Source organism: Skermanella mucosa, assembly GCF_016765655.2.
Classification (GTDB): Bacteria; Pseudomonadota; Alphaproteobacteria; order Azospirillales; family Azospirillaceae; genus Skermanella; species Skermanella mucosa.
Window position 1 is genome coordinate 2,408,294 of the sequence record NZ_CP086106.1, and the last position, 24,940, is coordinate 2,433,233.

Below are 24,940 nucleotides of genomic sequence, written 5' to 3' on the forward strand. Positions count from 1 at the left end.
TCCTCATGCTGCGGTAGTGAAGACCGACGCGCCGTCCTCGGCGCCGCCGACCAGGGCGCGGAAAGCGCCGAACAGGTCGCGGCCGGTGCCGAAGCGGTTGCCGGTCAGGTCGGGCGACGCGGGTTCGCGGGCCGCGAACTCCTCTGCGTCCAACAGGACTTCGAGGATACCGTTCTCCGCGTCGAGCCGCACCATGTCGCCGTCCCGGATCCGGGCGATCATGCCGCCCGACGCCGCTTCCGGGGTGACATGGATCGCGGCCGGCACCTTGCCCGACGCGCCCGACATCCGGCCGTCTGTCACCAGTGCCACCTTGAAGCCCAAGTCCTGGAGCACGCCCAGGGGCGGCGTCAGCTTGTGCAGCTCCGGCATCCCGTTGGCCTTGGGGCCCTGGAATGTCACGACGGCGACGAAGTCGCGATGGAGCTCGCCGCGCTTGAAGGCGGCCTGGAGCTCGGCCTGCCCGGTGAAGACGCGGGCGGGGGCCTCCACGAAACGGTGCTCCGGCTTCACCGCCGACGTCTTGATCACCGCACGACCGAAATTGCCGTCCAGCACCTTGATGCCGCCGTCCTTGGCGAACGGCGCCTCCACGGTGCCGAGAACCTTGCCGTCCAGCGACACGGACGTTCCCGGCCGCCAGGCCAGCTTCTCGCCTTCCAGCGTAGGCTCCTCGGCGTAGCGGCGCATGCCGCCGTCGCCGGCGACGGTCCGAACATCCTCGTGCAGCAGCCCGGCGTCCAGCAGCTCGCGGATCACGAAGGCCATGCCGCCGGCGGCGTGGAAATGGTTCACGTCGGCGTTGCCGTTGGGATAGACCTTGGCGAGCAGGGGCACCACGCCCGACAGGTCGGCGAAATCCTGCCAGCTCAGCGTGATGCCGGCCGCGTGGGCCATGGCGATCAGGTGGATCGTGTGGTTGGTCGAACCGCCCGTGGCGAGCAGGCCGATCACGCCGTTCACCACCGCCCGCTCGTCGACCACCTCGCCGGCCGGGGTATACTGGTTGCCCAGCGCCGTGATCTCCAGCACGCGCTTGCCGGCCGCCGCGGTCAGCGCGTCGCGCAGCGGCGTGCCGGGGTTGACGAAGGCGGCGCCGGGCAGGTGGAGGCCCATGATCTCCATCAGCATCTGGTTGCTGTTGGCCGTGCCGTAGAAGGTGCAGGTGCCGGGGCCGTGGTAGGACTTGGATTCCGCGTCCAGCAGGGCGTCGCGGCCGACCTTGCCCTCGGCGTAGAGCTGGCGGATGCGCGACTTCTCGGCGTTGGGCAGGCCCGAGGTCATGGGGCCGGCCGGCACCATGATGGTCGGCAGGTGGCCGAACGACAGGGCTCCGATCACCAGGCCCGGCACGATCTTGTCGCAGACGCCCAGCATCAGCGCGCCGTCGAACATGTCGTGGGACAGGGCCACCGCGGTCGCCATGGCGATCACGTCGCGGCTGAACAGCGACAATTCCATCCCGGCGTTGCCCTGGGTCACCCCGTCGCACATGGCGGGCACGCCGCCGGCGAACTGGGCGACGCCGCCGTTCTCGTGGACCGCGCGCTTGATGATGGCGGGGAAGGTCTCCAGCGGCTGGTGCGCCGACAGCATGTCGTTGTAGGCGGAGACGATGGCGATGTCCGGCTTGGCCGTCTCCGCCAGGTCCTGCTTCTCGGACGGGCCGCAGGCGGCGAAGCCGTGCGCCAGGTTGCTGCACGACAGCCGCGACCGGGTCGGTCCCTTGTCGGCCGCGGCGCGGATCCGGGCGAGATAGGCCGCCCGCCGGTCGGCGCTGCGTTCGATCAGGCGGTCGGTGACGCGGGCGAGGGTCTGGTTCAGCTCCATCTCGTCTCTCCTTCGGCTCAGCCGGCGGCCATGGCGTCGTCGTGCCAGGTCCGGCCGTCGCGTTCGATCAGGGCTACGGACTGGGAAGGACCCCAGGTGCCCGCGATATAGGGCTTGACGGTGTCGCCGCGCAGGGCCCAGGCATCCAGGATGCTTTCGGTCCAGCGCCAGGCCGCCTCCACCTCGTCGCGGCGCATGAACAGCGTCGGGTTGCCCCGGACCACGTCCATCAGCAGCCGCTCGTAGGCGTCGGGGAACCTGCTCTTGAACGTCTCGGCGAAGCTGAGGTTCAGCGACGCCTCGCGCAGGCGCATGCCGCCGGGGCCGGGGTCCTTGGCCATCAGGTTCAGCCGGATGCTCTCGTCAGGCTGCAGGCGGACGACCAGCAGGTTCGGCGTGATCTCGCCGGCACCCCGCGGGAAGATCGAGTGCGGCACCTGGCGGAACTGGATGACGATCTCCGACACCTTGGCCGGCATGCGCTTGCCGGTGCGCAGGTAGAACGGCACGCCCGACCAGCGCCAGTTCTCGATCTCGACCTTCAGGGCCACGAAGGTCTCGGTATTGCTGGGCTTGCCGCCGGACGAGGCGCCGGCCTCCTCGGCATAGGAGCCGACCGCGGCCCCGTTGACCGCGCCGGCGCGATACTGGCCGCGCACCGTGCAGGCCGCGATGTTCTCGACCCCGATGGGCTTGAGCGACCGGAGCACCTTGATCTTCTCGTCGCGGACCGCCTCCTGGTCGAGCGAGACCGGCGGCTCCATGCCGACCAGGCAGAGAAGCTGCATCAGGTGGTTCTGCACCATGTCGCGGAGCGCGCCGGAATTGTCGTAATAGCCGCCGCGCCCCTCGACGCCGACGGTCTCGGCCACGGTGATCTGGACATGGTCCACATGGCCCGCGTCCCATACCGGCTCGAACAGGGAGTTGGCGAAGCGCAGCGCCAGCAGGTTCTGGACCGTCTCCTTGCCCAGGTAATGGTCGATGCGGTAGATCTGCTCCTCGGCGAAGACCCCGCCGACCTCGTCGTTGATCCGCTTCGCGGATTCCAGGTCGCGGCCGATCGGCTTCTCCAGCACGACCCGGGATTTCTCGGTGACGAGGCCGAAGGCCTGCAGCCGTTCGGAGATCGGGCCGAACAGTTCGGGCGAGGTCGCCAGATAGAAGACCCGGACGACGCCGTCGCGCCCCTGCAGGTGCGCCTGGAGCTCGTCCCAGCCCTGGGTGGAGGTGGCGTCGGCGGCGACATAGTCCAGCCTTGCGCCGAACCGCTCCCACGTCGCCTCGTCGAACTCGCCCGCATGCAGGTGGCGCCGCAGGGCTTCCTCGGTCTTGGCCTTGTACTCGGCCACGTCCAGTTGGCTGCGGGAGACCGCCATGATGCGGCTTTCCGCGGTGATCTGGCCGGCCTTGTCGCGCAGGTAGAGGGCAGGCAGGAGCTTTCGGAGCGCCAGGTCGCCGGTCCCGCCGAACACGAGGTAATCGAAGGTTTCGACCGGAGCCGTGTGTGCAGTCATCCTTCAGCCTCCTTGCTTGTCTTTCCAATACCGGATGGGCCAATCCCGGACGGGCCATTCCCGGATGGGCCTTGGCCGACCAGCGCCGTTACATCCGCCCGGTGCGGCAGCCCGGGAATGCCGCCCCGCTGCGTCGTCGCCAGAGCACCCGCGGCATTCGCGAAAAGGCACATGGCATGGAGCAGGTCCGATGTCAGGTGTGCATTCGGGTGTTCGAGCAATCCGGTCAGCAGGCCGGCCATGAAAGCATCGCCCGCCCCGGTGGTGTCCACGGGATCGACCTTGAAGCTGGGAGCCTTGCCCGCGACCTCCCGCGTCACGAAGGTACAGCCGTGGCGGCCATGCGTCACCACCATCAAGACCGTCCCGGCATGCATCAGGCCGCGCGCACCCTCGACCGGGTCCTTCGCCCCGGTCAGGAACTCCAGCTCGTCGTCGCTGAGCTTGACGATGGTGGCCCGCTCGATCCCTTCGCGGATGGCCTCCCGGGCGCTGTCCGCGGTCGGCCACAGGTCGAGCCGGAGGTTGGCGTCGAACGAGACATGGAGCCCCTGGCCGCGGGCCGCGTCCACCGCCTGGAGCGTGGCGGCGCAGGAGGCTTCCGGGATCAGCCCGATCGAGCCGAAATGGACCAGCTTCGACTTCGCGATCGCGTCGAAATCGACGTCCTCGGGGCAGAAGCCGGCGCTGGGGTCGCCGTAGAACAGGAACTCGCGCTCGGCGTCCTCCGCCAGGGAGACGAAGGCCAGCGGGGTGCGGGTCCGACGCGAACGGCGCATCAGGCCGACGTCGACGCCGGAATCCTCCAGCGTCTTGATCAGGAAGCGGCCGAATCCGTCCTCGCTGGCCCGCCCCATCAGCGCGCTGCTGGTTCCCAGCCGGGAGAGGCCCACCGCGACGTTGGCGGGGGCGCCGCCGGGAGCTTTCTGGAACGCGGTGGCCGTCAGCAGATCGGTGCCGGTGGTCACGGGGACGAAATCGATCAACAGCTCGCCCATGCAGATCGCGTCTGCCATGTGGACCTCTTCGACTGGACGTTGGAATGGGGAAACTGGTTCCGGGTAAAAAGCCCCGCGCCGCACGAGGAGGATGGCGGACGGCGCGGGGAGAGTTTTCCGGCGGGTCTTCGCTACCCGCTTACTTCGACGTCCAGCCCTTGTACTGGCCGACATTCTCGCGTGTGATCAGCTCCGCCGGGATCAGCGTGGTGGTCTGCGCCGGCTGCTTGCCCTGCAGGATCTCGTTGCCGACCTCGACCGCCTTCTGGGCCATCGCGTAGGGGTCCTGGGCGGACGACGCCTGGATCAGGCTGCCTTCCTGCTTCAGGGCGCCCTCGATGTCCGGCGCGCCGTCGACAGAGGTGATGATCAGGTCGGTGACGTTCAGCTGCTTGGCCGCCAGGTCGGCGCCGATCGCCTGCGGGTCGTTGATCGCGAAGACCGCGTCGATGTTGGGGAATGCGGTCAGCAGGCCGATCATGACCTCCAGCCCGCCCTCGCGGGAGCCCTTGCCGTTCTGGTTGTCAGAGAGGATCTTGATGTCGGGCGTCTTGGAAAGGGCCTCCTTGCAGCCGTTGACCCGGTCGATCACGGCGGATACCGGCGGGCCGTTCATGATCACCATGTTGCCCTTGCCGTTCAGCTTCTGCGCGATGTACTCGCAGGCCTTCACGCCGGCCTCGATGTTGTCGGTGGTGACCGTGGCGGCGGCACCCTTGGCGCTGACATCCACCGCGACGGCGACGATGCCGGCCGCCTTCAGGCGGACCATGGCCGGCTCGATTGCGACGGGGTCGGCGGCGTTGACCAGCACCATGTCGACGCCCGAGGCGATAAAGTTGTCGATCTGGGTCGATTGCTTGTTCAGGTCGTAGTCGGACGAGACGACCGTCACGTTGGTGTCCGGACCGCCGATCTCCTTGGCCTTCGCCTCGGCGCCCTTGGCGATCTGCACGAAGAAGGGATTGCCCAGGCTGCCGACGGTGATGCCCACCGACTTCAGTTCCGCGGCCGAGGCCGGCGCCGCCGCGGCGGCGGTCAGGGCGAGCAGGGCGGTGGCGGCGAGCAGGGCTGACTTCTTGATCATGGTGTTTCCTCCGGTTCGGGATCGGTTTGGTTGAAGTTGGGCGGTGCTGGTGTTCAGGCTGGTCTCAGGTGCGGGCGCTCCCCTTGTTGCGGTACCGGTCCAGCGCGACCGCGCCGACGATGACCAGTCCCTTGATGATGAGCTGCCAGACCTCGCTGACATTCATCAGGATCAGGCCGTTGGACAGCACCGCGATGATCAGCGCGCCCACCAGGGTGCCGAAGATCGAGCCGATGCCGCCGACGAAGCTCGTTCCGCCCAGGATGACCGCGGCGATGGCGTCCAGTTCGTAGCCCATGCCGAGCTGCGCGCCGTTGGCCGACAGGGTGCGGGCCGCGGACATGACGCCGGCGAGGCCGGCCAGCATTCCCGACATGGCGTAGACGAAGAGCAGCACCGCCCAGACCTTGATGCCCGACAGCCGGGCCGCGTCCGGGTTGCCGCCGACGCCGTAGATCCAGACGCCCAGCACGGTGCGGCGCAGGATGAACCAGCTGATCGCGACCACCGCCAGGGCGATGACGACCATCCAGGGGATGCCGAACAGCTGGCTGTTGCCGATCCAGGCGAAGGGCAGGTTGGCGTTGAAGACGGTGGTGTCGTTGGCCGCCAGCCGCGACAGTCCGCGCACCGCGGTCATGGCGCCCAGCGTCACGATGAAGGCCGGCAGGCGGAAGAAGGCGATCAGGCAGCCGTTGACCGCGCCCAGCGACAGGCCGACCAGAAGCGCCAGCGGGATCGCCAGGTCGGGCATGCCGGTCAGCGTCATGGACACGGCGGTGACGGCGGAGACCGCGAGCACCGCGCCGACCGCCAGGTCGATGCCGCCGGTCAGGATCACGAAGGTCAATCCTGTCGCCAGCACGATGTTGATCGACGCCTGCTGCATCACGATCGAGATGTTCCGGGCGTTCAGGAACTTGCCCGTGGCGAACTCGAACCCGATGCAGATCAGGATCAGCACCGGCAGCATGCCGACGACCTGGATGATGGTGTTCAGGTTCTGCTTGCGGGCTGCCGCCGCGGCCGACTTCTGCTCGGCGACCTGCGTGTCGGCGCCCATCGTCTTCATCGAACACATGGGAAGACTTCCTCCTGGATTTTCTCTTCGGCTGGCTATCCGGGCCGGCGTTTTTTGCCGGAGCGCTCAGAGCTGGACGCCGGTGGCCAGCGCCATGATGGCTTCCTGGGTGACGGGAGGGCCGTCGGCCCCGCCGACCTGCCCCTCGATATGTCCCTCGCGCATCACCAGGATCCGGTCGCAGATGCCCATGATCTCCGGCAGTTCGCTGGAGATCACCAGGACCGCGACGCCGCTCTGGGCGAGCTGGTCGATGATGCGGTAGATCTCGGCCTTGGCGCCGATGTCGACGCCGCGCGTGGGCTCGTCGAGGATCATCACGCGCGGCTTGGATTCCAGCCAGCGCGACAGCAGAACCTTCTGCTGGTTGCCGCCGGACAGGGTGCCGACGCCGATCGCGGCGCTGGCGACGCGGATCTTCAGCTCGTTGATCGAGCTTTTCGCCCGGTCCACCGCCTTGCGGCGGTTGAGCACGCCGCCGCCGAAGGCGTCGCGGCCGATCACGCTGAAATTGATGTTGTCCTTGACCGACATGTCCAGGAACAGGCCCTGGTGTTTGCGGTCCTCGGTCAGGTAGGTCAGGCCAGCGTCGATGGCGTTCTTCGGCGTCCGGATGTCCACCACCTTGCCGTCGATCCTGACGGTGCCGGCGACCTTGGGGTCGGCGCCGTAGATCAACCGGGCCAGCTCGGTCCGGCCGGACCCCACAAGCCCCGCCAAGCCCAGCACCTCGCCGGCGTAGAGCGTGAAGCTGGCGGGATGGACTCGCTTGCCGCCATCGGTGACGCCTTCCACCGCCAGCATCGGCTGGCCCTTGGCGCGGCCGGCCTTGGCGACGTGGTCGTGCTTGTAGAAGCTGCTTAGATCGCGGCCGACCATCATCTTGACCAGCTTCTCGGCGGAGATGTCGTCCTTCTCCAACGTGCCGACATAGGTCCCGTCGCGCAGCACCGACACCCGGTCGGACAGCTCGTAGACCTCGGCCATGCGGTGGCTGATATAGATGATCGCCAGCCCGTCGTCGCGAAGCTGGCGCATCAGGGCGAACAGCCGGTCGGTCTCGCGCGACGACAGGGTGGTCGTCGGCTCGTCCATCACCAGGATCTTCGATTTGGAATGGAGCGCCCGGGCGATCTCGACCAGCTGGCGCTCGGCGATGGAAAGCTGCGCCACGATGGTCTCGGGGCCGAAGGTGGCGCCCAGCCGCTTCAGCACGTCGCGGCAGCTCTCCTTCATGCCGCGCCGGTCGATCAGGCCGCGCCTGGACGGCTCGCGGCCGAAGAAGATGTTCTCCGCGACGCTGAGGTTCGGCAGCAGGCTGAGCTCCTGGTAGATGATCGCGATGCCGTGCTCGCGCGCCACATGCGGGTTGCTGATGTCGATCACCTGGCCGTCGATCAGGATCTGCCCGCCGGGATCCGCCTGGTAGGCGCCGGACAGCACCTTCATCAGGGTGCTCTTGCCGGCGCCGTTCTCGCCCATCAGGGACAGGATCTCGCCGCCCCAGGCCTTGAGCGCCACGTCGTTGAGCGCCTTGGTGCCGGGAAAGGTCTTGGAGATGCCGCGCATCTCCAGGGTCGGCGGACGCGTATCCTGTGTCTGCGCACCCTGTGCATGCGGGCCAAGCGCGGTCGCACCCATGGTTCCCTCCGGTGAAGTCGACTGTCGCCGTTGTTCCGGTCCCCCGACGGGGACGGGACCGGCCTATTGGTTGACGAGGATTTCCCTGCTCGGGCTGAAGTTCAGGTGCAGCGGCAGGATCGCGGCACCCAGGGCGGAGGCCTCCCGCCCGATCATCCCCAGCAGCAGCCGGGGCGGCTTGCGGGCTTCCGGCGTCGCCGCGTCGAGCAGCGGGACCAGCCGTTCCAGCAGATCCTCCTTGATCGACTTGGGCAGGTCGCCGTCCAGGACGATCGCCTCCACGTCGAGCAGCCGGGCGGCCGAGAGCAGCGGGACTACCAGGGCGTCGGCGCAGTCCTCCAGCCATTCGCCGACCAGGCCGGGGTGGCGGGTGAACGCCTCCTCGACCTCGCTCCGGCTGGAGATCGCGACGCCGTTGCCGCGCAGGTGGCGGATCAGCGAATTGATCGAGGCGCGGGTCAGCAGGATATCATGGCTGCGCGCCGGGTCCGGCGCGGTCGCCAGGCGGGAGCGCCCGACCGGCATCAGGCCGATGTCGCCGCCATAGCCGGTGGCCCCGCGGTAATAGTCGCCGTTCAGCACGATGCCACCGCCGACCGCGGCTCCGATGAAGACATGGACGAAGCTGTCCAGCTCGCGCCCCCGGCCGCGGAACATCTCGGCGACCGCTGCCGCGGTCCCGTCGTTCTCGCGGAAGACCGGCAACCCGGTCTCGGCGGCGACGCGGGCGGAGATGTCGACCTCGTTCCAGACCCGGTACGCCTCCGAGGCGATGTCCAGTTCGCGCCGCCAGCTTCCCATGTCGTAAGGGGTCGCGATGCCGATGCCGGCCATCCGGGCGAACGCCCCGTGGGGAACGGACTTGCGCAGCGCCGCGATATCGTGCAGCGCCAGGCCGACCGCCTCGTCCGGCATCGGGAAGTCCAGCTCATGGTGCCGCCGGTCCAGGACATGGCCGCGGAAATCCACCAGAAGCGTGTCGATCGACCGCCGGCCGAACTTGACGCCGATGGCATAGGCGCCGTCGGGGTCGAGGGAGAGCAGGGTGGCGGGCTGGCCCCGGCCGCCTGAACGCTTGCCCTCGCTGCGGATCAGCTTGCGCTCTTCCAGTTCCTTGACGATCACGCCGGCGGTGTTGTTCGTCAGGCTGACATAGCGGGAAAGATCGGCCTTGGAGGCCTGGCCCAGGCGGCGCAGCGCATTCAGGATCACGCGCTCGTTGAACAGGCGGATATTGACGGAGTTGCTGCCCTGGCCCGTGGCCGGGTTGCCGTTCGACGTGCCCCCTGGAAGGGCCGAATTCGACGCGCTGGTCACCACAACCGTCCTCCCCGAAAGCCGCGCTTGAGCGCTTAATCTTGAGTTAACTTTTGCATAGGCCCGCAGGCCTGTCAATAAATAATTCAGTCTGAATTAATCGTCGCCGGGCGGGGCGGAAGGCCCCCGGGCGGTTTCGTCACAGGGCGCATGCCTTGACTCCGGTGAAGCAACAAGGTTAACAAGCTCTTAATGTTCCATCCTCCTTCAAAGTAGTTTCGGTCGCCCGGCCCAGGGCCGGGATGGCCGCCGCCAGGAGCGAGCCGATGACGATCTTCACCGAGCTTTTCAAGGACTGGGCCGAATACGTGACCGACAGCGCGCAGCGCTCGGTCCTGTTCTGGGATGTCCTGCGCAAGCGCGGCAACATCGCGGTCGAGCATTTCGAGCAGGGCAAGCCGCCGCTGCTGGCTTTCGAGCACGAGATGGTGCTGGACGGCAGGACCCTGGACCGGCCGGCCAACTACGCGCTGCTCCGCATCCTGCCCAGGCCGGGGCAGCGGATCGACCCGGCGAAGCGTCCGTTCATCGTCGTCGATCCCAGGGCGGGGCATGGGCCGGGCATCGGCGGCTTCAAGGAGGACAGCGAGGTCGGCTTCGCGCTCCGCTTCGGCCATCCCTGCTACTTCGTGACCTTCTTCCCGGAACCGGAACCGGGCCAGACGCTGGAGGACGTGGCGCGGGCCGAGGCCCTGTTCGTCCAAAAGGTCCGGGAGTTGCACCCCGACAGCGACAAGCCCTGCATCTACGGCAATTGCCAGGCCGGTTGGGCCGTCGCCATCCTGAGCGCCGCCCGGCCGGAGATCATGGGGCCGATCATCCTGGCCGGGGCTCCGCTCTCCTACTGGGCGGGCGTCGAGGGGGCGAACCCGATGCGCTACACCGGCGGCCTGACCGGCGGTTCCTGGGCGGCGCTGCTCGCCAGCGACCTCGGCAACGGCCGCTTCGACGGCGCCAACCTTGTCCGCAACTTCGAGAACCTGAACCCGGCGAATACGTACTGGAGCAAGTATTACAACCTGTACTCCAGGATCGACACCGAGGAGGAGCGGTTCCTGGAGTTTGAGCGCTGGTGGGGCGGCATCTTCCTGATGAACGAGGAGGAGATCCTCGCCATCGTCAACGGCCTGTTCATCGGCAACAAGCTGGCGCGGGGCGAGATCGTGTCGTCCCAGGGCGGCAAGACCATCGACCTGCGCAACATCCGCTCACCCATCGTGATCTTCGCGTCGTGGGGCGACAACATCACGCCGCCCCAGCAGGCCCTGAACTGGATCGCCGACGTCTACGACAGCGCGGAAGAGATCCGCACCAACGAGCAGGTGATCGTCTATACCCTGCATGAGGATGTCGGGCATCTCGGCATCTTCGTGTCGGCCAGGGTGGCCCAGAAACACACGTCGGAGTTCATCGGCGGCCTGGACTTCATCGATATCCTGCCGCCCGGCCTGTACGAGCTGATCATCGACGACAAGCGGCCGGACCTGCCCAACGCCGACCTGATCCCGGACCGCTACGTCATGCGCTTCGAGCCGCGCGAGATCGCCGACATCCTCAAGCTGGACGACACCCGGGAGGACGAGCTGCGATTCGAGGCCGTCGCCCGCGTCTCCCAGGTCAACGAGGGCCTGTACGAGACCTTCGCCCGCCCCTGGATCACTCCCTTCGTCACAGAGGCGTCGGCACGCTGGCTGCGCCTGATGCACCCGGCGCGGCTCGAACGCCTGACGGTGTCGGACCACAACCCCTTCATGCGGCCGCTGGAGCCCCTGGCCGAGGCGGTCCGGCGCGAGCGCCGGCCGGCCGCTCCCGGTAATCCCTTCGTCCAGGCGGAGCGGCGGATGTCCGACGGCATCGTCCAGGCGCTGGAGGAGTACCGGAAGTCCCGGGACCTCGCCTATGAGCGGCTGTTCAAGGCGATCTACGGCGCCCCCCTGGTCGAGGCCGCCGTCGGCCTGCGCGCCGAGGGCGCGCGGCATGTCCGCCGCCGGGGCGACTCGGCGCTGCGCGCCGAACTGGCCAAGGCCAGGCTGGCGCTGCTGGCGACCCGGATCGAGGAGGGCGGGCGGCTGGAGGCGCTGATGCGCGCATTGATCTACGTCTTCCGGGAAGACCGCCGCATGGTCGATGAACGCACCTTCCGGATGATGGAGCGGATCCGCGACGAGCGGCCCGACGCGGAGCGGGTGAGCGTCGCACGGGTGAAGGACTGCGTCCGCATCCAGGCCGCGATCCTCCAGATCGACGAGGAACGTGCGATTCGCGCCCTTCCGAGCCTCGTCCCCGATCGCGCGGGCCGCGAACGCGTCCTGGACGCCGTCCGGCGCATCTCCCTGGCCCAGGGCGCCCTGTCCGCGACGGCGCAGGCCCGCCTCGACCAAATCCAGGCGGCGCTTGGGCTGGAGGAGCGGAACCCCGGACGGGCGGTCATCGCCTGACCGCTCCACCAAAGCCGTACCCCCTCTGGTAGGGGGGTGGAGAGCCCGCGTTTCGCGTCTACTTCCCTGACAATCAGCGGAAGGAGAGTTACGTTGAGCAGGATCAGCAAGAAACCGGGAATCGTCCGTAACGCCGTGATCTGCGTGGCTTCGGCAGGATGCCTCGTCGCCGCGATCGGCCAAGCCGCCGCCCAGTCCCAGCGGCCGGTGTCCGCCGACCCGGCCGTCGTGGTCAAGGAACGCGAGACGACCATGAAATCCATGGGCGACGCGATGAAGAAGATCTCCGCCTACGTCAAGAACGAGGGCGGTACGGTCGAAGGGGTGCGCGAGGGCGCCGCGGCGATCCGGCAGGCTTCGCAGAAGATCGCGCCCAGCCTGTTCCCCGCCGATACCGGCATCGGCAGGATCGAGGACAGCGAGGCCAAGCCCGAGATCTGGCAGCAGTGGCCGAAGTTCGAGCAGGCGGCCGCCCGCCTGGTGACCGCCGGCAACGACCTGTCGTCCGCCGCCGAGGGCGGCGACCGCGCGGCGATCGCCCGGCAGTTCGCCCAGGTCGGGCAATCCTGCGGCGGCTGCCACGACGATTTCCGCCAGAAGAAAAACTGAACGTGGCTTCCTGGCTTCTACGCCTGGGCGTGCCGCTGGCCCTTGCGGCCGGCGGTGCAGCCCCCTCGTTGGCCCAGACGGCCGGGGAAGATCCGGTCAAGCGCGGCGAGTACATCTTCAATGCCGCCGGTTGCCTGGGCTGCCACACCGAATCCAAGGAAGCCCCCCGGCTGGCCGGCGGGCGGGCCCTGAAGACACCGTTCGGCACCTTCTACGGGCCGAACATAACCCCCGACCCGGACACCGGGATCGGGGGCTGGACCGACGAGGATTTCATCCGCGCGCTGCGCGAGGGCCGCTCGCCGGACGGCACGGCCTATTTCCCGGTCTTCCCCTATACCTCGTTCACCCATCTGACCGACCAGGACCTGCGCGACCTCAAGGCCTATCTGGACGCCCAGCCCGCCGTGTCGAAGCCGAACCGGCCCCACGACGTGTCGCCGCCCTTCGGCTGGCGCTTCCTGCTGCCGGCCTGGCAGGCCCTGTTCCTGGAGGACGGCGGCCTGCCGCCCGAGCCCGGCCGCGATGCGCAATGGGAGCGCGGGCGCTATCTCGTCCAGGCGGCGGGGCACTGCGGCGAATGCCACAGCCCGCGCAACTTCCTGGGCGCGATCGACCACGACCGGATGCTCGCCGGCTCGGCCGACGGTCCGGAAGGCAAGCCCGTGCCGAACATAACGTCCGATCCCGAGAACGGCGTCGGCAAATGGTCGCCGGGCGAAATCGCCTTCCTGCTGGAGATCGGCATGATGCCCGACGGCGACTTCGTCGGCGGCGGCATGAACGAGGTGGTGGAGAACAGCACGTCCAAGCTTAGCGCCGAGGACCGGGAGGCGATCGCGGCCTATCTGCTGACCGTGCCGCCGGGCGGATGAGCGCTCCCGGGAGCTTTCCTCGGAAAGGCCCGGGCCTCGTTGAGGCGAAATATCGAACTTTTCGGGTTTCGTGAGAAAGCGGAGCACTTTACACTAATAACGAAGTCGTGGATGCGTCGAAGCGGCCTTTCCGGTCGCGGCACCGGAGCCTTCGCCAGGAGGTGGGGCCGGACCGGGGCGCAGAGGTCCTGAGGAGGAGGAAAGATGCGCGTGCCCGACCTGCGCCGACAGGCCGTTCGCCGGGGCATGCCATGACGATCCTCTTCTGCGGCGATCCCCACGGCAGCTTCTCCCAGATCATCAGGGCCGTCGCCGCCAAGCGGCCGAAGGCGGTCGTGATCGTCGGCGACCACGACCTGGAACAGCCGCTGGAAGAGGCGCTGGCCCCGGTCGTATCGGCGGGCGTTCCGGTCTGGTGGATTCCAGGCAACCATGACGGCGACCGGGTCCACTGGTACAGCAACCTCTTCGACAGCGGCTTGGCCGGCTTCAACCTGCATGGGCAGGTGGTCGAAATGGCTCCCGGCCTTCGCGTCGCCGGCTTGGGCGGCGTGTTCCGCGGGCGCATCTGGCACCCATCCGAAGGCGACGGGACGCCGCGCCATCCGAACCGGGATTCCTATCTGGACTCCCTGCCGACCGGCCACCGCTGGCGGGGCGGGTTGCCCCTGGCGCAACGGGTGTCGATCTGGTGGGAGGATTACCAGAAACTCAAGGCGCAACGCGCCGACGTGCTGGTGTGCCACGAAGCGCCCAGCAGCCACAGGCACGGGTTTGCCGTGCTGGACGAACTCGCCCGCTCGATGGGGGCCCGTCTGATCATCCACGGCCACCACCATATCGGCTATCAGGTCATGCTTCCTGCGGGGCTGCGCGTCGTCGGGATCGCGCGCGCCGGATTGTGGCGGCTCGCCGTGCCCGCAAAGGCTGCCCGGGTTCGCCAGGACGCGACACATCATTAGAATGCAAATTTTCCGCGTGTTGATGTCGCAGCCTCGATCTGAAAACTTTTCATAATCGAATTTTCCTTATCGTCGAGCGAGCAATTGCCGCTTCGTGAACGATAATGATAAACGCCTCGCTGCTCCTTCTGGGCGCGGCCACTGTCTTCGGGGGGGGATGGTGGGCCGGACGCCGCCACCGATCGGACCCGACCGTGCCGTCCGGCCTTTCTCCCGTCGACCTGATCGGCGGAATGCCATTCCATGCGACGTCCGTTCAGGAAACTTCCGTCGTGCCGGACCGGCAGTTCGCTCGCGACGACGACGGCGGGACGGTGGATCCGACCCGGGCCGGCCAGCAGCTCATCCTCGACGCCATACCGTTCCCGGTCGCCGTCCTGCGGCGCTGCGACGAGGTGGTCCTCTACGTCAATACGCCGCTGGCCAGGATCGCCAACCAGGACGCCGCGTCCATGATGGGCCGCCGCTCCACGGTCAAGTACGCCACGCGGGCCGACTACGAGGATGTCCAGGCGGCCCTGGAGCAGGCTGGCCGGATCGACGAGCGCGAGGTGCGGCTGCGCAATATCGACGGCAGGATCTTCTGGGTCACCCTGTCGGCGGTGCTGATCCCCTACCATGGCGAGGACGCCTTCCTTGTGGGCTTCACCGACATCACGGCGCGCAAGCAGGCGGAGGTCGTCCAGCGCGAGCTGATCGACGCGGTGCCCGTGCCGCTGGTGCTCGCCAGGACCTCGGATGCCAGGATCCTCCAGATCAACCGGCGGGCGTCCGAACTGTTCGGGATCGCCTCCGACCTCGCGGTGGGGCGCTATGCCACGGACTTCTACGTGGTGGAGGAGGAGCGGCGGCGCCTCGGCATGCTGCTGCGCGAGGACGGGCAGGTGGACGAGTTCGAGGTCCAGCTGGCCGACAGCATGAGAAGGCCGTTCTGGGCGCTGCTCTCGGCGCGGCTGTTCGACCACAAGGGCGAGCAGGCCAGCCTGACCGCGGTCAACGTGATCAACGAGCGCAAGCGCATCGAGCAGGAATTGGCGGTCGAGCGGGCCATGCTGAAGGCCACGCTGGAAAACATGGACCAGGCCATGCTGATCACCGACCGCGACCTTCGGGTGATCGGATGGAACAGGCGCTGCGTCGAGCTTCTGGGACTTCCCGCCGAGTTCCTGGAGAGCGGCCCGACCAAGGACGAGATCGCAGCTTATCTCGCGGATCAGGGCGACTTCGATACCCTGTCCGAGTCGGAGGTCGGCCTGTTCCGGGGCGACCAGCGGGCGCTGCTCGAAAGCCGGCCGATCTACGAGCGGCGGCGCCCCAACGGGACCGTGGTGGAGGCGCGCAGCAACCGCCTGCCCGGCGGGGGCTTCGTGTGCAGCTATACCGACATCACCAAGCGCAAGGCCGCCGAGGACGAGTTGCGCGCCTCGAAGGAGGCGGCGGAACTGGCTTATACCGGCCTTCAGCAGGCCAAGAACAGCCTGATCCAGGCGGAGAAGATGGCGGCGCTCGGCTCGCTGGTCGCGGGCGTCGCCCACGAGATCAACACGCCGATCGGAACGGCGTTGACCGCGGCCTCCCACCTGGGCGAACGGACGGCGGAGTTCCGCGCCCAGTTCCAGGGCGGCAAGCTGAAGAAGTCGGAAGCCGAGCGCTACCTCGAGACCGCGGTCGAGACGTCGGCGATCATGGTCGCCACCATCGGCCGCGCGGCCGAGCTGATCCAGAGCTTCAAGCAGGTGGCGGTGGACCAGTCCACGGACATCCGGCGCCGCTTCAACCTCTCGACTTACATCGCCGAGATCCTGCTCAGCCTGAAGCCGCGGCTGAAACAGACCCAGCACGCGGTCGTGGTGGACTGTCCGCATGATCTTGAAATCGACAGCTACCCGGGTGCATTATCCCAGGTGTTGACCAATTTCGTGATGAATTCGATCCTCCATGGCTTCTCCGAAGGGCAGATCGGGACGATCACGATCTCTGCGGAGTTGCAAGACAGCGCCACCGTGGTGATACGATATGCCGACACCGGGCGGGGCATCCCGGAAAAGAACCTGGCGCGCATCTTCGAGCCCTTCTTCACCACCAGGCGGGGAACGGGGGGCACAGGACTGGGGCTGCACATCGTTTACAACATCGTGACCCAGAGCCTGGGTGGCACCATCGAAGTGCGGAGCGCCGTGGGAGAGGGCGCCGCCTTCATCCTTGCCATTCCCAGGACCGCCCCGGGTCAAGTGGAGCTTTGGATCGACGAGCGATGACAGCCATCGACGGAGAAATCGGCGACGACGACGACCTGCTGTTCGTCGACGAAACGGACGGGGAGGGCGGGGAGGACGAGTCCTCCGCCCTCGACAGTCCGACGGCGAACCGCCGCAGGATCAAGCCCTGGAAGGTGATGATCGTCGATGACGACCGGGAGGTCCATGCGATCACCAAGGTGGTCCTCAGCGACTTCGTCTTCGACGACCGGCCGCTCGAATTCATCAGCGCCTTCAGCGCGTCGGAGGCCTGCCACCTGATCCTGGAGCATCCCGACACCGCCGTCGTGCTGCTCGACGTGGTGATGGAGACCGACGACGCGGGGCTGCGCTGCGTCGAGTTCATCCGGCGCACGGCGGGGAACGAGCAGGTCCGGGTCATCCTGCGCACGGGCCAGCCGGGACAGGCGCCCGAGCGCCAGGTGATCGTCAACTACGATATCAACGACTACAAATCCAAGAGCGAGCTGACGTCCCAGAAGCTGTTCACGGCGGTAGTCGCGGCCCTGCGGTCGTACCAGCACATCATCAGCATCGACATGAGCCGCCGCGGGCTGGAGAAGATCATCGACGGATCGGCGTCGCTGTTCGAACACCGCTCCATGAGCCAGTTCGTGGAGGGCGTCCTGCTCCAGCTGCGCTCGCTGATCCACGGGGCTACCGGGTCGCTGCTCTGCACCGTCTGCCAGGACGGCGGCGTGGCGCCGGTAGGCGCGCTCCAGGTGCTGGCCAGCTCGGAAATGCTCGGCGTGGAACCCGGGCAGCCGCTCGAGCGGATCCTTTCGGCCGATGCCGTCGCCGACATAAGGCGATCCCTCGACGAAGGACGTAACATCTACTGCGCCGACCATAGCGTGATCGTGTTCCGCTCGCGCAACCATTCGACCAGCGTCGTCTATCTGGAGGGGCATCCGCCCCTGGGCGACCTGGACCGCAACCTGCTGGAAATCTTCTGCGGCAAGGTCGCGATCGCCTTCGACAACGTCTATCTCTACGAACAGGTGCTCAATGCCCAGAAGGCGACGGTCTACGCGCTGGGCAAGCTGGCCGAGTTCAAGGACGAGATCACCGGTCACCATGTCCGCCGAATCGAGCGCCTGACCGGTCTGATCGCGGCGGAACTGAAGGCGCGCGACGCCTTCCCCGACGAGATCGACGACCGCTTCGTCGACCAGATCGGTCTCGCCAGCATCCTGCACGACGTCGGCAAGGTCGGGCTGCCCGACAGCATCCTGAACAAGCCGGCCCGCCTGACCGAGGAGGAGATGGCCGTGATCCGCCAGCATCCGACGATCGGCGGAAACGTCCTGCGGGAAGTCGCCAAGATGGTGCCGGGCCGCAGCTACCTGAGCCTGGGCGCCGAGGTGGCGGAAACCCATCACGAGAAATACGACGGAACCGGCTATCCCGCCGGCCTGAAGGGCGATGCGATCCCGGTCAGCGGCAAGATCACCGCCGTCGCCGACGTCTACGACGCCCTGATGCACAAGCGCCCCTACAAGGAGGCCTGGACCCTCCAGGACACGATCGATCATCTGAAATCCCAGAGCGGCACCCACTTCGACCCTCTGGTGGTCGACGCCTTCCTGACGATCCTGGACCGCGGACTGGACGAGGGGGGACTCGGCTGAGGCAGGTACCCTGTGCGGAGGGGCGGCGTCCCGCCGCCCGATCTGCGCGGAATGCGCAGCCGGTCGTCAAACTCCGGTGGGTTGGTCGAGCATCCCGCCCATGACGTCCGCCGGGACCGGCCGGCTGTAATGATAACCCTGGCCGAACGTGCATCCCAGATCCCGAAGCGGCTGGATCAGGTCGGCCGTCTCGACGCCTTCCGCCACCACCTCCATGCCCATGCGGCGGGCCAGTGTGATGATGGTTTCGACGATGTGATGGGTGCGTCCCTGTTCGCCCAACGCCCGGACGAACGACTGGTCGATCTTCAGCACGTCGAACGGAAACTTGTGCAGGTAGGAGAGGCTGGAGTAGCCGGTCCCGAAATCGTCGAGCGCCAGGGTCACGCCGAGGTCCTTGATCCTGCACATGACCTCGTAGGCCTGGTGCGGATCGTGGACCAGCGCCGTCTCGGTCAATTCGACCTTCAGCCGCTCGGCGGGAAAACCGGTCATCTCCAACCGCTTCGCCAAACCCTCCACCACGTCCATATCCGTGAAATGCTGCGACGACAGGTTGACGCTCAGGAAGGGCAGGGGGCGGTCGCCGGCGGTCCGGCGCAGCAACGCGCAGGCATCCGCCATGATGGTCAGATCGATCTGCCGGATCAGGCCGCTCTTCTCGCTCAGGTCGATGAACTCGCACGGCGGCACCAAGCCGCGGTCGGGATGCCGCCAACGGGCGAGGGCCTCGAACCCGGCGAGTTCGCCGCCCGCGATCGTCACGATCGGCTGGAAGAACGGCTCGAACTCCCCGGCGCCGAGGCCCCGTTCCAGGTCGTATTCGCGGTGGATCCAGTTCAGCGCCGACTCGCCGCGCTCCGTGCCGCCGGTGGGAGCCGATACCACCAGGTGATTCGCCGTCCCCCGGTCCCGGCCCGGCAGGTCGTTGAGAAGGCCGATCTGCGCCTGCCTGAACCGGCTGATCAGGCTGCCGAGCAACTGCCCGACGATCGGCTCGACTTCCTGAATGCGTCGCTTAAGCTGGTCCCGCCGGATGATCAGCACCTCCGTCTCTTCCGTCGCCCGGGCGGCGGCCGACCGGACGCTGTCGTCAAGCACCGCCATCTCGCCGAAGATCTCGCCCCGGCCGAGCGTCGCCAGCGTGATGTGGGTCTGGTCCCTGGTGGCGCAGATCTCGACCTGTCCCCGCTCGACGATATAGGCGCAGTCGGCCGGCTGTCCCTCGAAGAAGATCGTTGCACCTGGTCGAAACGTCTTGCGGATCAAGGGAGGGTCTCCACGAAGGGCCGCCGGCTGCCGAACCGAAACGAACCATTTTCAGGAAAATACGGCTTAATCCAGTTTTTGTAAAGGCAAGCCATGCCGGTCAAATAATCCGATCGACCGAAACCGATCGTTTGCAAGCCAAGCGGAGTGTTCCATTCGTAACAACGTGAGAACGCCGCTTCATGCCTTGGATTTCTCTTATGCAATATACATATCAGCGCACGTACCCAGAGTAAGCGTGCTTGCATGTTGGTTAGACCCGCTTTGATAAGTAACCTCTATCAGGGAGCTGACGATGGCCGCGATCGAAAGCCTTAAAGCGATTCTCGACAAGACCTATGAGGGTATGACGCCGAAGCAGCTGATGGCCCAATCCCCAGCCGCCCTTGCGGGCGTCACCGAGAGCGACGCCCTTAAACTCAAGGAAGCCTTCGGTATCGACACGATCGAGGAATTGGCGACGTGCAAATACTTCCTGTGGGCCCAGGCGCTCCACGTCCTGGCTAAAACCGAGAAGTAAGCGTTATCCCGCCATGGCCGGGTAGGACGCCGGGGCGGGGTCCGCCGCCGGACCGGCTGCCATGGCATGGCCATGGTGTCTGAAGATTGGATGACGGTTTCAGATTTGTAATATTGGTTCGGAAGAAAATGGTGGCATTCCGCCTATTGCCGGTTTTATCTCTCCTGGTCGCACATCCCCGTAGGAAGCCAGGAAATGCCGTCCACACCCAGAAGGCCCGACACACCTAACCGGCTGCCGGCGCTTCCGCCCGGAGTGGCATCGCCCTTCCACTATGCTTCGCTGTCCAGCTGCATGGTCCATTACCTTGTCGATCCCGTCAGGGTGATGGATCTTTTCAAGGGGAGCGGGCTGCGGCCCGCCATTTTCGGCGACGGCGCCTCGGTCAGCTACGGCTTCCATGTCCATAGCGCTTTCCGATCGGCCGGGCTGAACCTGCCGCCCGAGCAATGGTCACCGTCGGCGGCCGGGATCGTCCAGGAGCTGGAACTGAGCATCGTGGCCTGTCCGGAAGGTCGCGGGGACGAGATTCCGGACATCACCTTCGATCAGTGGCTGATGGGCGACGAGCAGACGAAGCTGCTTGGAAACCACCGCCTGTTCATGCCGTGCGATGATCCGGCAGCCGTCGCGGTCGGCAGGGAGCTGTTCGGCGATCCGGTTTTCAAGACCGGCTTCCTGGTCAACCTGCCGGCGCCGAACCCGGTCCGCGACGGCATGGCCGCGGCCGCCGAGATTGAGTGGATGCAGACCTGGGGGTTCCGGGTCAACGATCCCGACGACCCGGCCGAGTTCATCTTCACCGCTCTGATCGACACCACCGGCTTGGCCCCGCTTCCCGGCATGATTTCCCCCGTCAGCCGGTACGGGGTGTCCGCGGCCGGCCCCGTCGGCTGCCGCTGGAGCGTCACCCGGCCGTTCGACACCTTTTTCATCGCCGACGCCGGACCGGCGGATCGGGTCCGGCTGACATACGGCGCCAGCCCCCATCCGATGGGCATCGTCATGCGGGACCTTTTGGAGGGAACCCCGGCCTACGCGATCCAGACCTTCCAGTCCGACCCGGTGGCAGTCCGGAACCGGCCCTATTTCCTGAAGCCCGTCTGAGGAAGTCCCTCTGTGGACGTGAGGCTCGACCTTTCCGCGATTGGCGGCTTGACAAGCGGCAGGGATGCCGTGAGGATCGGCGTATTCCCAGGGGAGCCCCGATAGGGGGCTGAGATTCCGTCGGCCTAACGGCAACGCGGAGACCCTTTGAACCTGATCCGGGTCGTGCCGGCGTAGGAAGGGGAGAGGGCGAGGGTTGCGCCGTCGCATCCACGCCGGTTCTCATCAGCTCCATCGCTGCATTCCGGATCTCCGCTCGCATTCGAAGCAGGAGATCACGATGCCGAAAGACAACAATCCCACCTTCACCGTTTCCACCGGGCCGCTGCCCGCGTCGCGCAAGGTCCATGTTCAGGGCACGCTGTACCCGGACCTGCGGGTGGCGCTCCGCGAGGTTGACCTGGAGCCCGCGAGCGGCGAGCCGCCGGTCCGGGTCTATGACAGCTCAGGCCCTTACAGCGACCCGGCCGCTGAAATCGACATCGCCCGCGGCCTGCCCGCGCTGCGCGCCGGCTGGATCGCGGTCCGCGGCGATACCGAAGCCTATGACGGCCGGCCGATCAGGCCGGAGGACAACGGACTGCGCCAGGGCCAGCGCAGCAACCTTGAGGAGTTCTCCGGCCCCGCCCGCAGGCCGCTGCGGGCACGGGCCGGTGCCGCCGTGACCCAGATGGCCTACGCGCGGCGCGGCCTCGTCACGCCGGAAATGGAGTATGTGGCGATCCGCGAGAACCTCGGCCGGCAGGCGGCGCTCGAAGCGGTGCGCGACGGCCGGTCCTTCGGCGCCGCGATCCCGGACCATGTCACTCCCGAGTTCGTGCGCGACGAGGTGGCGAAAGGCAGGGCGATCATCCCGGCCAACATCAACCACCCGGAGATCGAGCCGATGATCATCGGCCGCAATTTCCTGGTCAAGATCAACGCCAATATCGGCAATTCCGCCGTCGCCTCCTCCGTGGCGGAGGAAGTCGAGAAGATGGTCTGGGCGACCCGCTGGGGGGCCGACACCGTGATGGACCTCTCGACCGGCGCCAATATCCACACCACCCGCGAGTGGATCATCCGCAATGCCGCCGTGCCGATCGGCACCGTCCCGATCTACCAGGCCCTGGAAAAGGTCGGCGGCCGGGCCGAGGAGCTGACCTGGGACATCTACCGCGACACCTTGATCGAGCAGGCGGAGCAGGGCGTCGACTACTTCACCATCCATGCCGGCGTCCGGCTCGCCCATATCCCCCTGACCGCGCGGCGGGTGACCGGCATCGTGTCGCGCGGCGGCTCGATCCTCGCCAAATGGTGCCTGGCGCACCATCGGGAGAACTTCCTCTACACCCGGTTCGATGAGATCTGCGAGATCATGCGGGCCTACGACATAAGCTTCTCGCTGGGCGACGGGCTGCGTCCGGGCTCCATCGCCGATGCCAACGACGCGGCGCAGTTCGCCGAGCTGGAGACGCTGGGGGAATTGACGCAGGTCGCCTGGAAGCATGACGTGCAGGTCATGGTCGAGGGTCCGGGCCACGTGCCGATGCACAAGATCAAGGAGAACATGGACCGGCAGCTCGACGTCTGCCGCGAGGCGCCCTTCTACACGCTCGGCCCGCTGACCACCGACATAGCGCCCGGTTACGACCACATCACCAGCGGCATCGGCGCCGCCATGATCGGCTGGTTCGGCACGGCGATGCTGTGCTACGTGACGCCGAAGGAGCATCTGGGCCTGCCCGACCGCGACGACGTCAAGGTAGGTGTCGTCACCTACAAGATCGCGGCCCACGCCGCCGACCTCGCCAAGGGGCATCCGGCGGCCCGGCTGAGGGACGACGCCCTCAGCCGCGCCCGGTTCGACTTCCGCTGGCGCGACCAGTTCCACCTGTCGCTCGATCCCGAGACGGCGGAGCGGTTCCACGACCAGACCCTGCCGGCGGAAGGCGCCAAGACGGCGCATTTCTGCTCGATGTGCGGCCCGAAATTCTGCTCCATGAAGATCACGCAGGAGGTGAGGGAGTACGCCGCCACCGGCATGGCCGGGATGTCGGAGAGCTTCCGGGCCGGTGGCGCGGAGATCTACCGCCCGGTCGAGTGACGGGAACGTTGCGTGGGACCTTCAATCGGTATAAATTCCTTATTCCATGAACATCGTTCCTAAGGAGTTGTGCCATGCAGTTCCCGTCCCGCGCAGCATCCCCATCCCCGGCAGCGGGGCCGTCACGCTCCGCTGCCGCCCCCTCGATCGTCCTGACCCTGCGCCAGGAGGCGTTCTGCGCCGCCATGGCCCTCGGGGTCGGGGGCGCGGAGGCGGCCCGCCGGGCCGGCTACTCTCCCAACGGCGCCAAGCAGCGCGCCACCCTGCTGATGCGCCTGCCGGAAATCCGCGTCCGCATCGACCAGATAAGGACGGCGAGCAGCGCCCATCGGCAACTCCGCCTGGACGATGCCGTCGCCGTGGTCAGCGAGATCCTGGACGGAGCCCTGGAGGGGAAAAGCTTCGGCCTCGCCTTGAAAGCGGTGGAATTCCGCCTGAAGCTGGAGGGCATCATTCAGGACAAGCGGATCGCCCATCATTATCATCTGGACGTGGCCCATCCCGACGCCGACCTTGAGCGACTGGACTGCGATCCGGAAGAGGAACTTGATCATATCCGCGTCCCCGCTCCGGCCGAGGCTCCGGCACCCGCGCCGACACCTGGCCCGGCACCCGTCATGTCCGACGCTTCCCCGCCCGCAGTACCTGCTCCCGCTCCCGGCGTGGAGGCGGTGACCAAGGATGACCTTCGGGTCCAGCGGAGGATGACCCGGCGCTTTGGCGACCTTCCCTCGACCACCGCCCTGTCCACCATGCCCGACCTGATCCCGGGCCCGAGGTCCGGAAGCGTCACGCCCGGGCTTGTAGCCGCCTGAGCGGCCGAAATCCTCGCTTCCATCCCGCGCCCAAGCCCGCGCCCAAGAGGGAGCATTGACAGGGCCGGGGCCTGCCGCCGATAGTGCGCCCGCTCGATGGTGCCGGGCGGCTTGCCGCCGCCAGGCCGCCAAGAGGGAATCCGGTGGGGGCGCGTCAGGTTGCCCGAGTCCGGAGCTGCCCCCGCAACTGTAAGCGGCGAGCGGGTGTCGTCCACTTCAAGCCACTGGTGCCCCACGGCATCCGGGAAGGCGCTGGCGCCCGCATGGACCCGCGAAGCCAGGAGACCTGCCGTCGAGCGCCGTCGTTTCAATCGCGGCCGGGCGGGGTGCACCGGCGGAGGTGGGGCATGATGTCGATTCCAGGAGACCCCTCGGGGGCGCCGCCCGGCGTTACCCTCGTCCTAGGCGGCGCCCGGTCGGGCAAGAGCCGCTTCGCCGAAGCCATGGCCGAGCGGGCGCCGCGCCCGGTCTACCTCGCGACCGGAAGGGCGTGGGACAACGAGATGGCCAGCCGCATCGACGAGCACCGCGACAGGCGCGGTCCGCGCTGGACCACGGTCGAGGAACCGCTCGACCTCGCCGGCACCCTGCCGGGCCTCGCGTCGCCCGACGCGGTCGTGCTGGTCGATTGCCTGACCCTGTGGGTCACCAACCTGATGCTGGAGGAGCGCGACGTCGCGCACGAGACCCGCGGCCTCGTCGAATGCCTGCCTGCCCTGGCCGGCCCCGTGGTGTTCGTCTCCAACGAGGTCGGGCTCGGTATCGTGCCGGACAACGCCATGGCGCGGGCGTTCCGCGACCATGCCGGCCGGCTCCACCAGGAGGTGGCGGCGGTGGCCGACAGCGTCTATCTCCTGGTCGCGGGACTGCCCGTGACCGTCAAAAGCAACCGTTAGGAA

At 67.2% G+C, this 24,940-nt stretch carries 19 protein-coding genes and 2 riboswitches; of the genes, 11 read left to right on the forward strand and 8 right to left on the reverse strand.

Annotation, left to right across the window (positions count from 1 at the left end):
- Window positions 1–3: 3 nt before the first annotated feature.
- The 7 genes from edd to JL100_RS10910 all read right to left on the reverse strand — a co-directional run bounded on the left by edd (window position 4) and on the right by JL100_RS10910 (window position 9,471).
- Window positions 4–1,830 (reverse strand): phosphogluconate dehydratase, encoded by a 1,827-nt coding sequence (gene edd / locus JL100_RS10880; protein WP_202679823.1) that lies wholly within the window; start codon window positions 1,828–1,830, stop codon window positions 4–6.
- Window positions 1,831–1,847: 17 nt separating this feature from the next.
- Window positions 1,848–3,347 carry a glucose-6-phosphate dehydrogenase gene (zwf, locus tag JL100_RS10885; protein WP_202679822.1) on the reverse strand — a complete coding sequence of 500 codons (1,500 nt, stop codon included), beginning with the start codon at window positions 3,345–3,347 and terminating at the stop codon, window positions 1,848–1,850.
- The gene (locus JL100_RS10890; RefSeq protein WP_202679821.1) at window positions 3,344–4,363 is read right to left on the reverse strand and encodes a PfkB family carbohydrate kinase; all 1,020 of its coding nucleotides are present in this window, start codon (window positions 4,361–4,363) and stop codon (window positions 3,344–3,346) included. Before JL100_RS10890 ends, zwf begins: the two co-directional genes overlap by 4 nt.
- A 121-nt stretch (window positions 4,364–4,484) precedes the next feature.
- Entirely contained in the window at window positions 4,485–5,432 is a 948-nt protein-coding gene (locus JL100_RS10895) for an ABC transporter substrate-binding protein (RefSeq protein ID WP_202679820.1), read from the reverse strand.
- Between the two features lie 64 nt (window positions 5,433–5,496).
- The gene (locus tag JL100_RS10900) at window positions 5,497–6,513 is read right to left on the reverse strand and encodes an ABC transporter permease subunit (protein WP_228421197.1); all 1,017 of its coding nucleotides are present in this window, start codon (window positions 6,511–6,513) and stop codon (window positions 5,497–5,499) included.
- Window positions 6,514–6,579: 66 nt separating this feature from the next.
- On the reverse strand, window positions 6,580–8,154 hold the full coding sequence (locus JL100_RS10905) for a sugar ABC transporter ATP-binding protein (RefSeq protein ID WP_228421198.1): 1,575 nt from the start codon (window positions 8,152–8,154) through the stop codon (window positions 6,580–6,582).
- Between the two features lie 63 nt (window positions 8,155–8,217).
- Window positions 8,218–9,471 carry an ROK family transcriptional regulator gene (locus JL100_RS10910; protein ID WP_202679819.1) on the reverse strand — a complete coding sequence of 418 codons (1,254 nt, stop codon included), beginning with the start codon at window positions 9,469–9,471 and terminating at the stop codon, window positions 8,218–8,220.
- A 266-nt stretch (window positions 9,472–9,737) separates the two neighbouring features.
- On the opposite strand from JL100_RS10910, the gene JL100_RS10915 reads away from it, so the two are divergent.
- From JL100_RS10915 to JL100_RS10940, 6 genes are all read left to right on the forward strand, one after another.
- A complete protein-coding gene (locus JL100_RS10915; RefSeq protein WP_202679818.1) occupies window positions 9,738–11,909 on the forward strand; it encodes a DUF3141 domain-containing protein in 2,172 nt (723 codons plus the stop codon).
- Between the two features lie 93 nt (window positions 11,910–12,002).
- A complete protein-coding gene (locus JL100_RS10920) occupies window positions 12,003–12,518 on the forward strand; it encodes a c-type cytochrome (protein WP_202679817.1) in 516 nt (171 codons plus the stop codon).
- Window positions 12,519–12,520: 2 nt separating this feature from the next.
- A complete protein-coding gene (locus tag JL100_RS10925; protein ID WP_228421199.1) occupies window positions 12,521–13,393 on the forward strand; it encodes a cytochrome c in 873 nt (290 codons plus the stop codon).
- Window positions 13,394–13,644: 251 nt separating this feature from the next.
- Window positions 13,645–14,355, forward strand: a complete 711-nt coding sequence (locus JL100_RS10930; protein WP_202679816.1) for a metallophosphoesterase family protein — start codon at window positions 13,645–13,647, stop codon at window positions 14,353–14,355.
- A gap of 272 nt (window positions 14,356–14,627) precedes the next feature.
- Window positions 14,628–16,613: a PAS-domain containing protein gene (locus JL100_RS10935; protein ID WP_202679815.1), complete on the forward strand. Its 1,986-nt coding sequence runs from the start codon at window positions 14,628–14,630 to the stop codon at window positions 16,611–16,613.
- Window positions 16,610–18,244, forward strand: coding sequence for a response regulator (locus JL100_RS10940; RefSeq protein ID WP_202679814.1), 1,635 nt, complete (start codon window positions 16,610–16,612; stop codon window positions 18,242–18,244). Before JL100_RS10935 ends, JL100_RS10940 begins: the two co-directional genes overlap by 4 nt.
- Window positions 18,245–18,310: 66 nt before the next feature.
- Here the strand turns inward: JL100_RS10940 and JL100_RS10945 are convergent, their stop codons facing one another.
- On the reverse strand, window positions 18,311–19,513 hold the full coding sequence (locus JL100_RS10945) for an EAL domain-containing protein (protein WP_202679813.1): 1,203 nt from the start codon (window positions 19,511–19,513) through the stop codon (window positions 18,311–18,313).
- Window positions 19,514–19,808: 295 nt separating this feature from the next.
- Here JL100_RS10945 and JL100_RS10950 point away from each other — a divergent pair, with 295 nt between their 5' ends.
- The 5 genes from JL100_RS10950 (at window position 19,809) to cobU (ending at window position 24,937) form a co-directional block, all read left to right on the forward strand.
- Window positions 19,809–20,033 carry a hypothetical protein gene (locus JL100_RS10950; RefSeq protein WP_202679812.1) on the forward strand — a complete coding sequence of 75 codons (225 nt, stop codon included), beginning with the start codon at window positions 19,809–19,811 and terminating at the stop codon, window positions 20,031–20,033.
- Window positions 20,034–20,228: 195 nt separating this feature from the next.
- Window positions 20,229–21,140 (forward strand): hypothetical protein, encoded by a 912-nt coding sequence (locus JL100_RS10955; protein WP_202679811.1) that lies wholly within the window; start codon window positions 20,229–20,231, stop codon window positions 21,138–21,140.
- Between the two features lie 79 nt (window positions 21,141–21,219).
- Window positions 21,220–21,337: riboswitch (TPP riboswitch) on the forward strand.
- 83 nt (window positions 21,338–21,420) lie between these two features.
- Complete coding sequence (thiC, locus tag JL100_RS10960; protein WP_202679810.1) at window positions 21,421–23,226, forward strand: phosphomethylpyrimidine synthase ThiC; 1,806 nt, start codon at window positions 21,421–21,423, stop codon at window positions 23,224–23,226.
- A gap of 74 nt (window positions 23,227–23,300) precedes the next feature.
- Window positions 23,301–24,041, forward strand: a complete 741-nt coding sequence (locus JL100_RS36510) for a terminase small subunit (RefSeq protein ID WP_202679809.1) — start codon at window positions 23,301–23,303, stop codon at window positions 24,039–24,041.
- Between the two features lie 80 nt (window positions 24,042–24,121).
- A riboswitch (cobalamin riboswitch) is annotated at window positions 24,122–24,349 on the forward strand.
- Between the two features lie 39 nt (window positions 24,350–24,388).
- The gene (cobU, locus tag JL100_RS10975; protein ID WP_407696983.1) at window positions 24,389–24,937 is read left to right on the forward strand and encodes a bifunctional adenosylcobinamide kinase/adenosylcobinamide-phosphate guanylyltransferase; all 549 of its coding nucleotides are present in this window, start codon (window positions 24,389–24,391) and stop codon (window positions 24,935–24,937) included.
- Window positions 24,938–24,940: the final 3 nt, after the last annotated feature.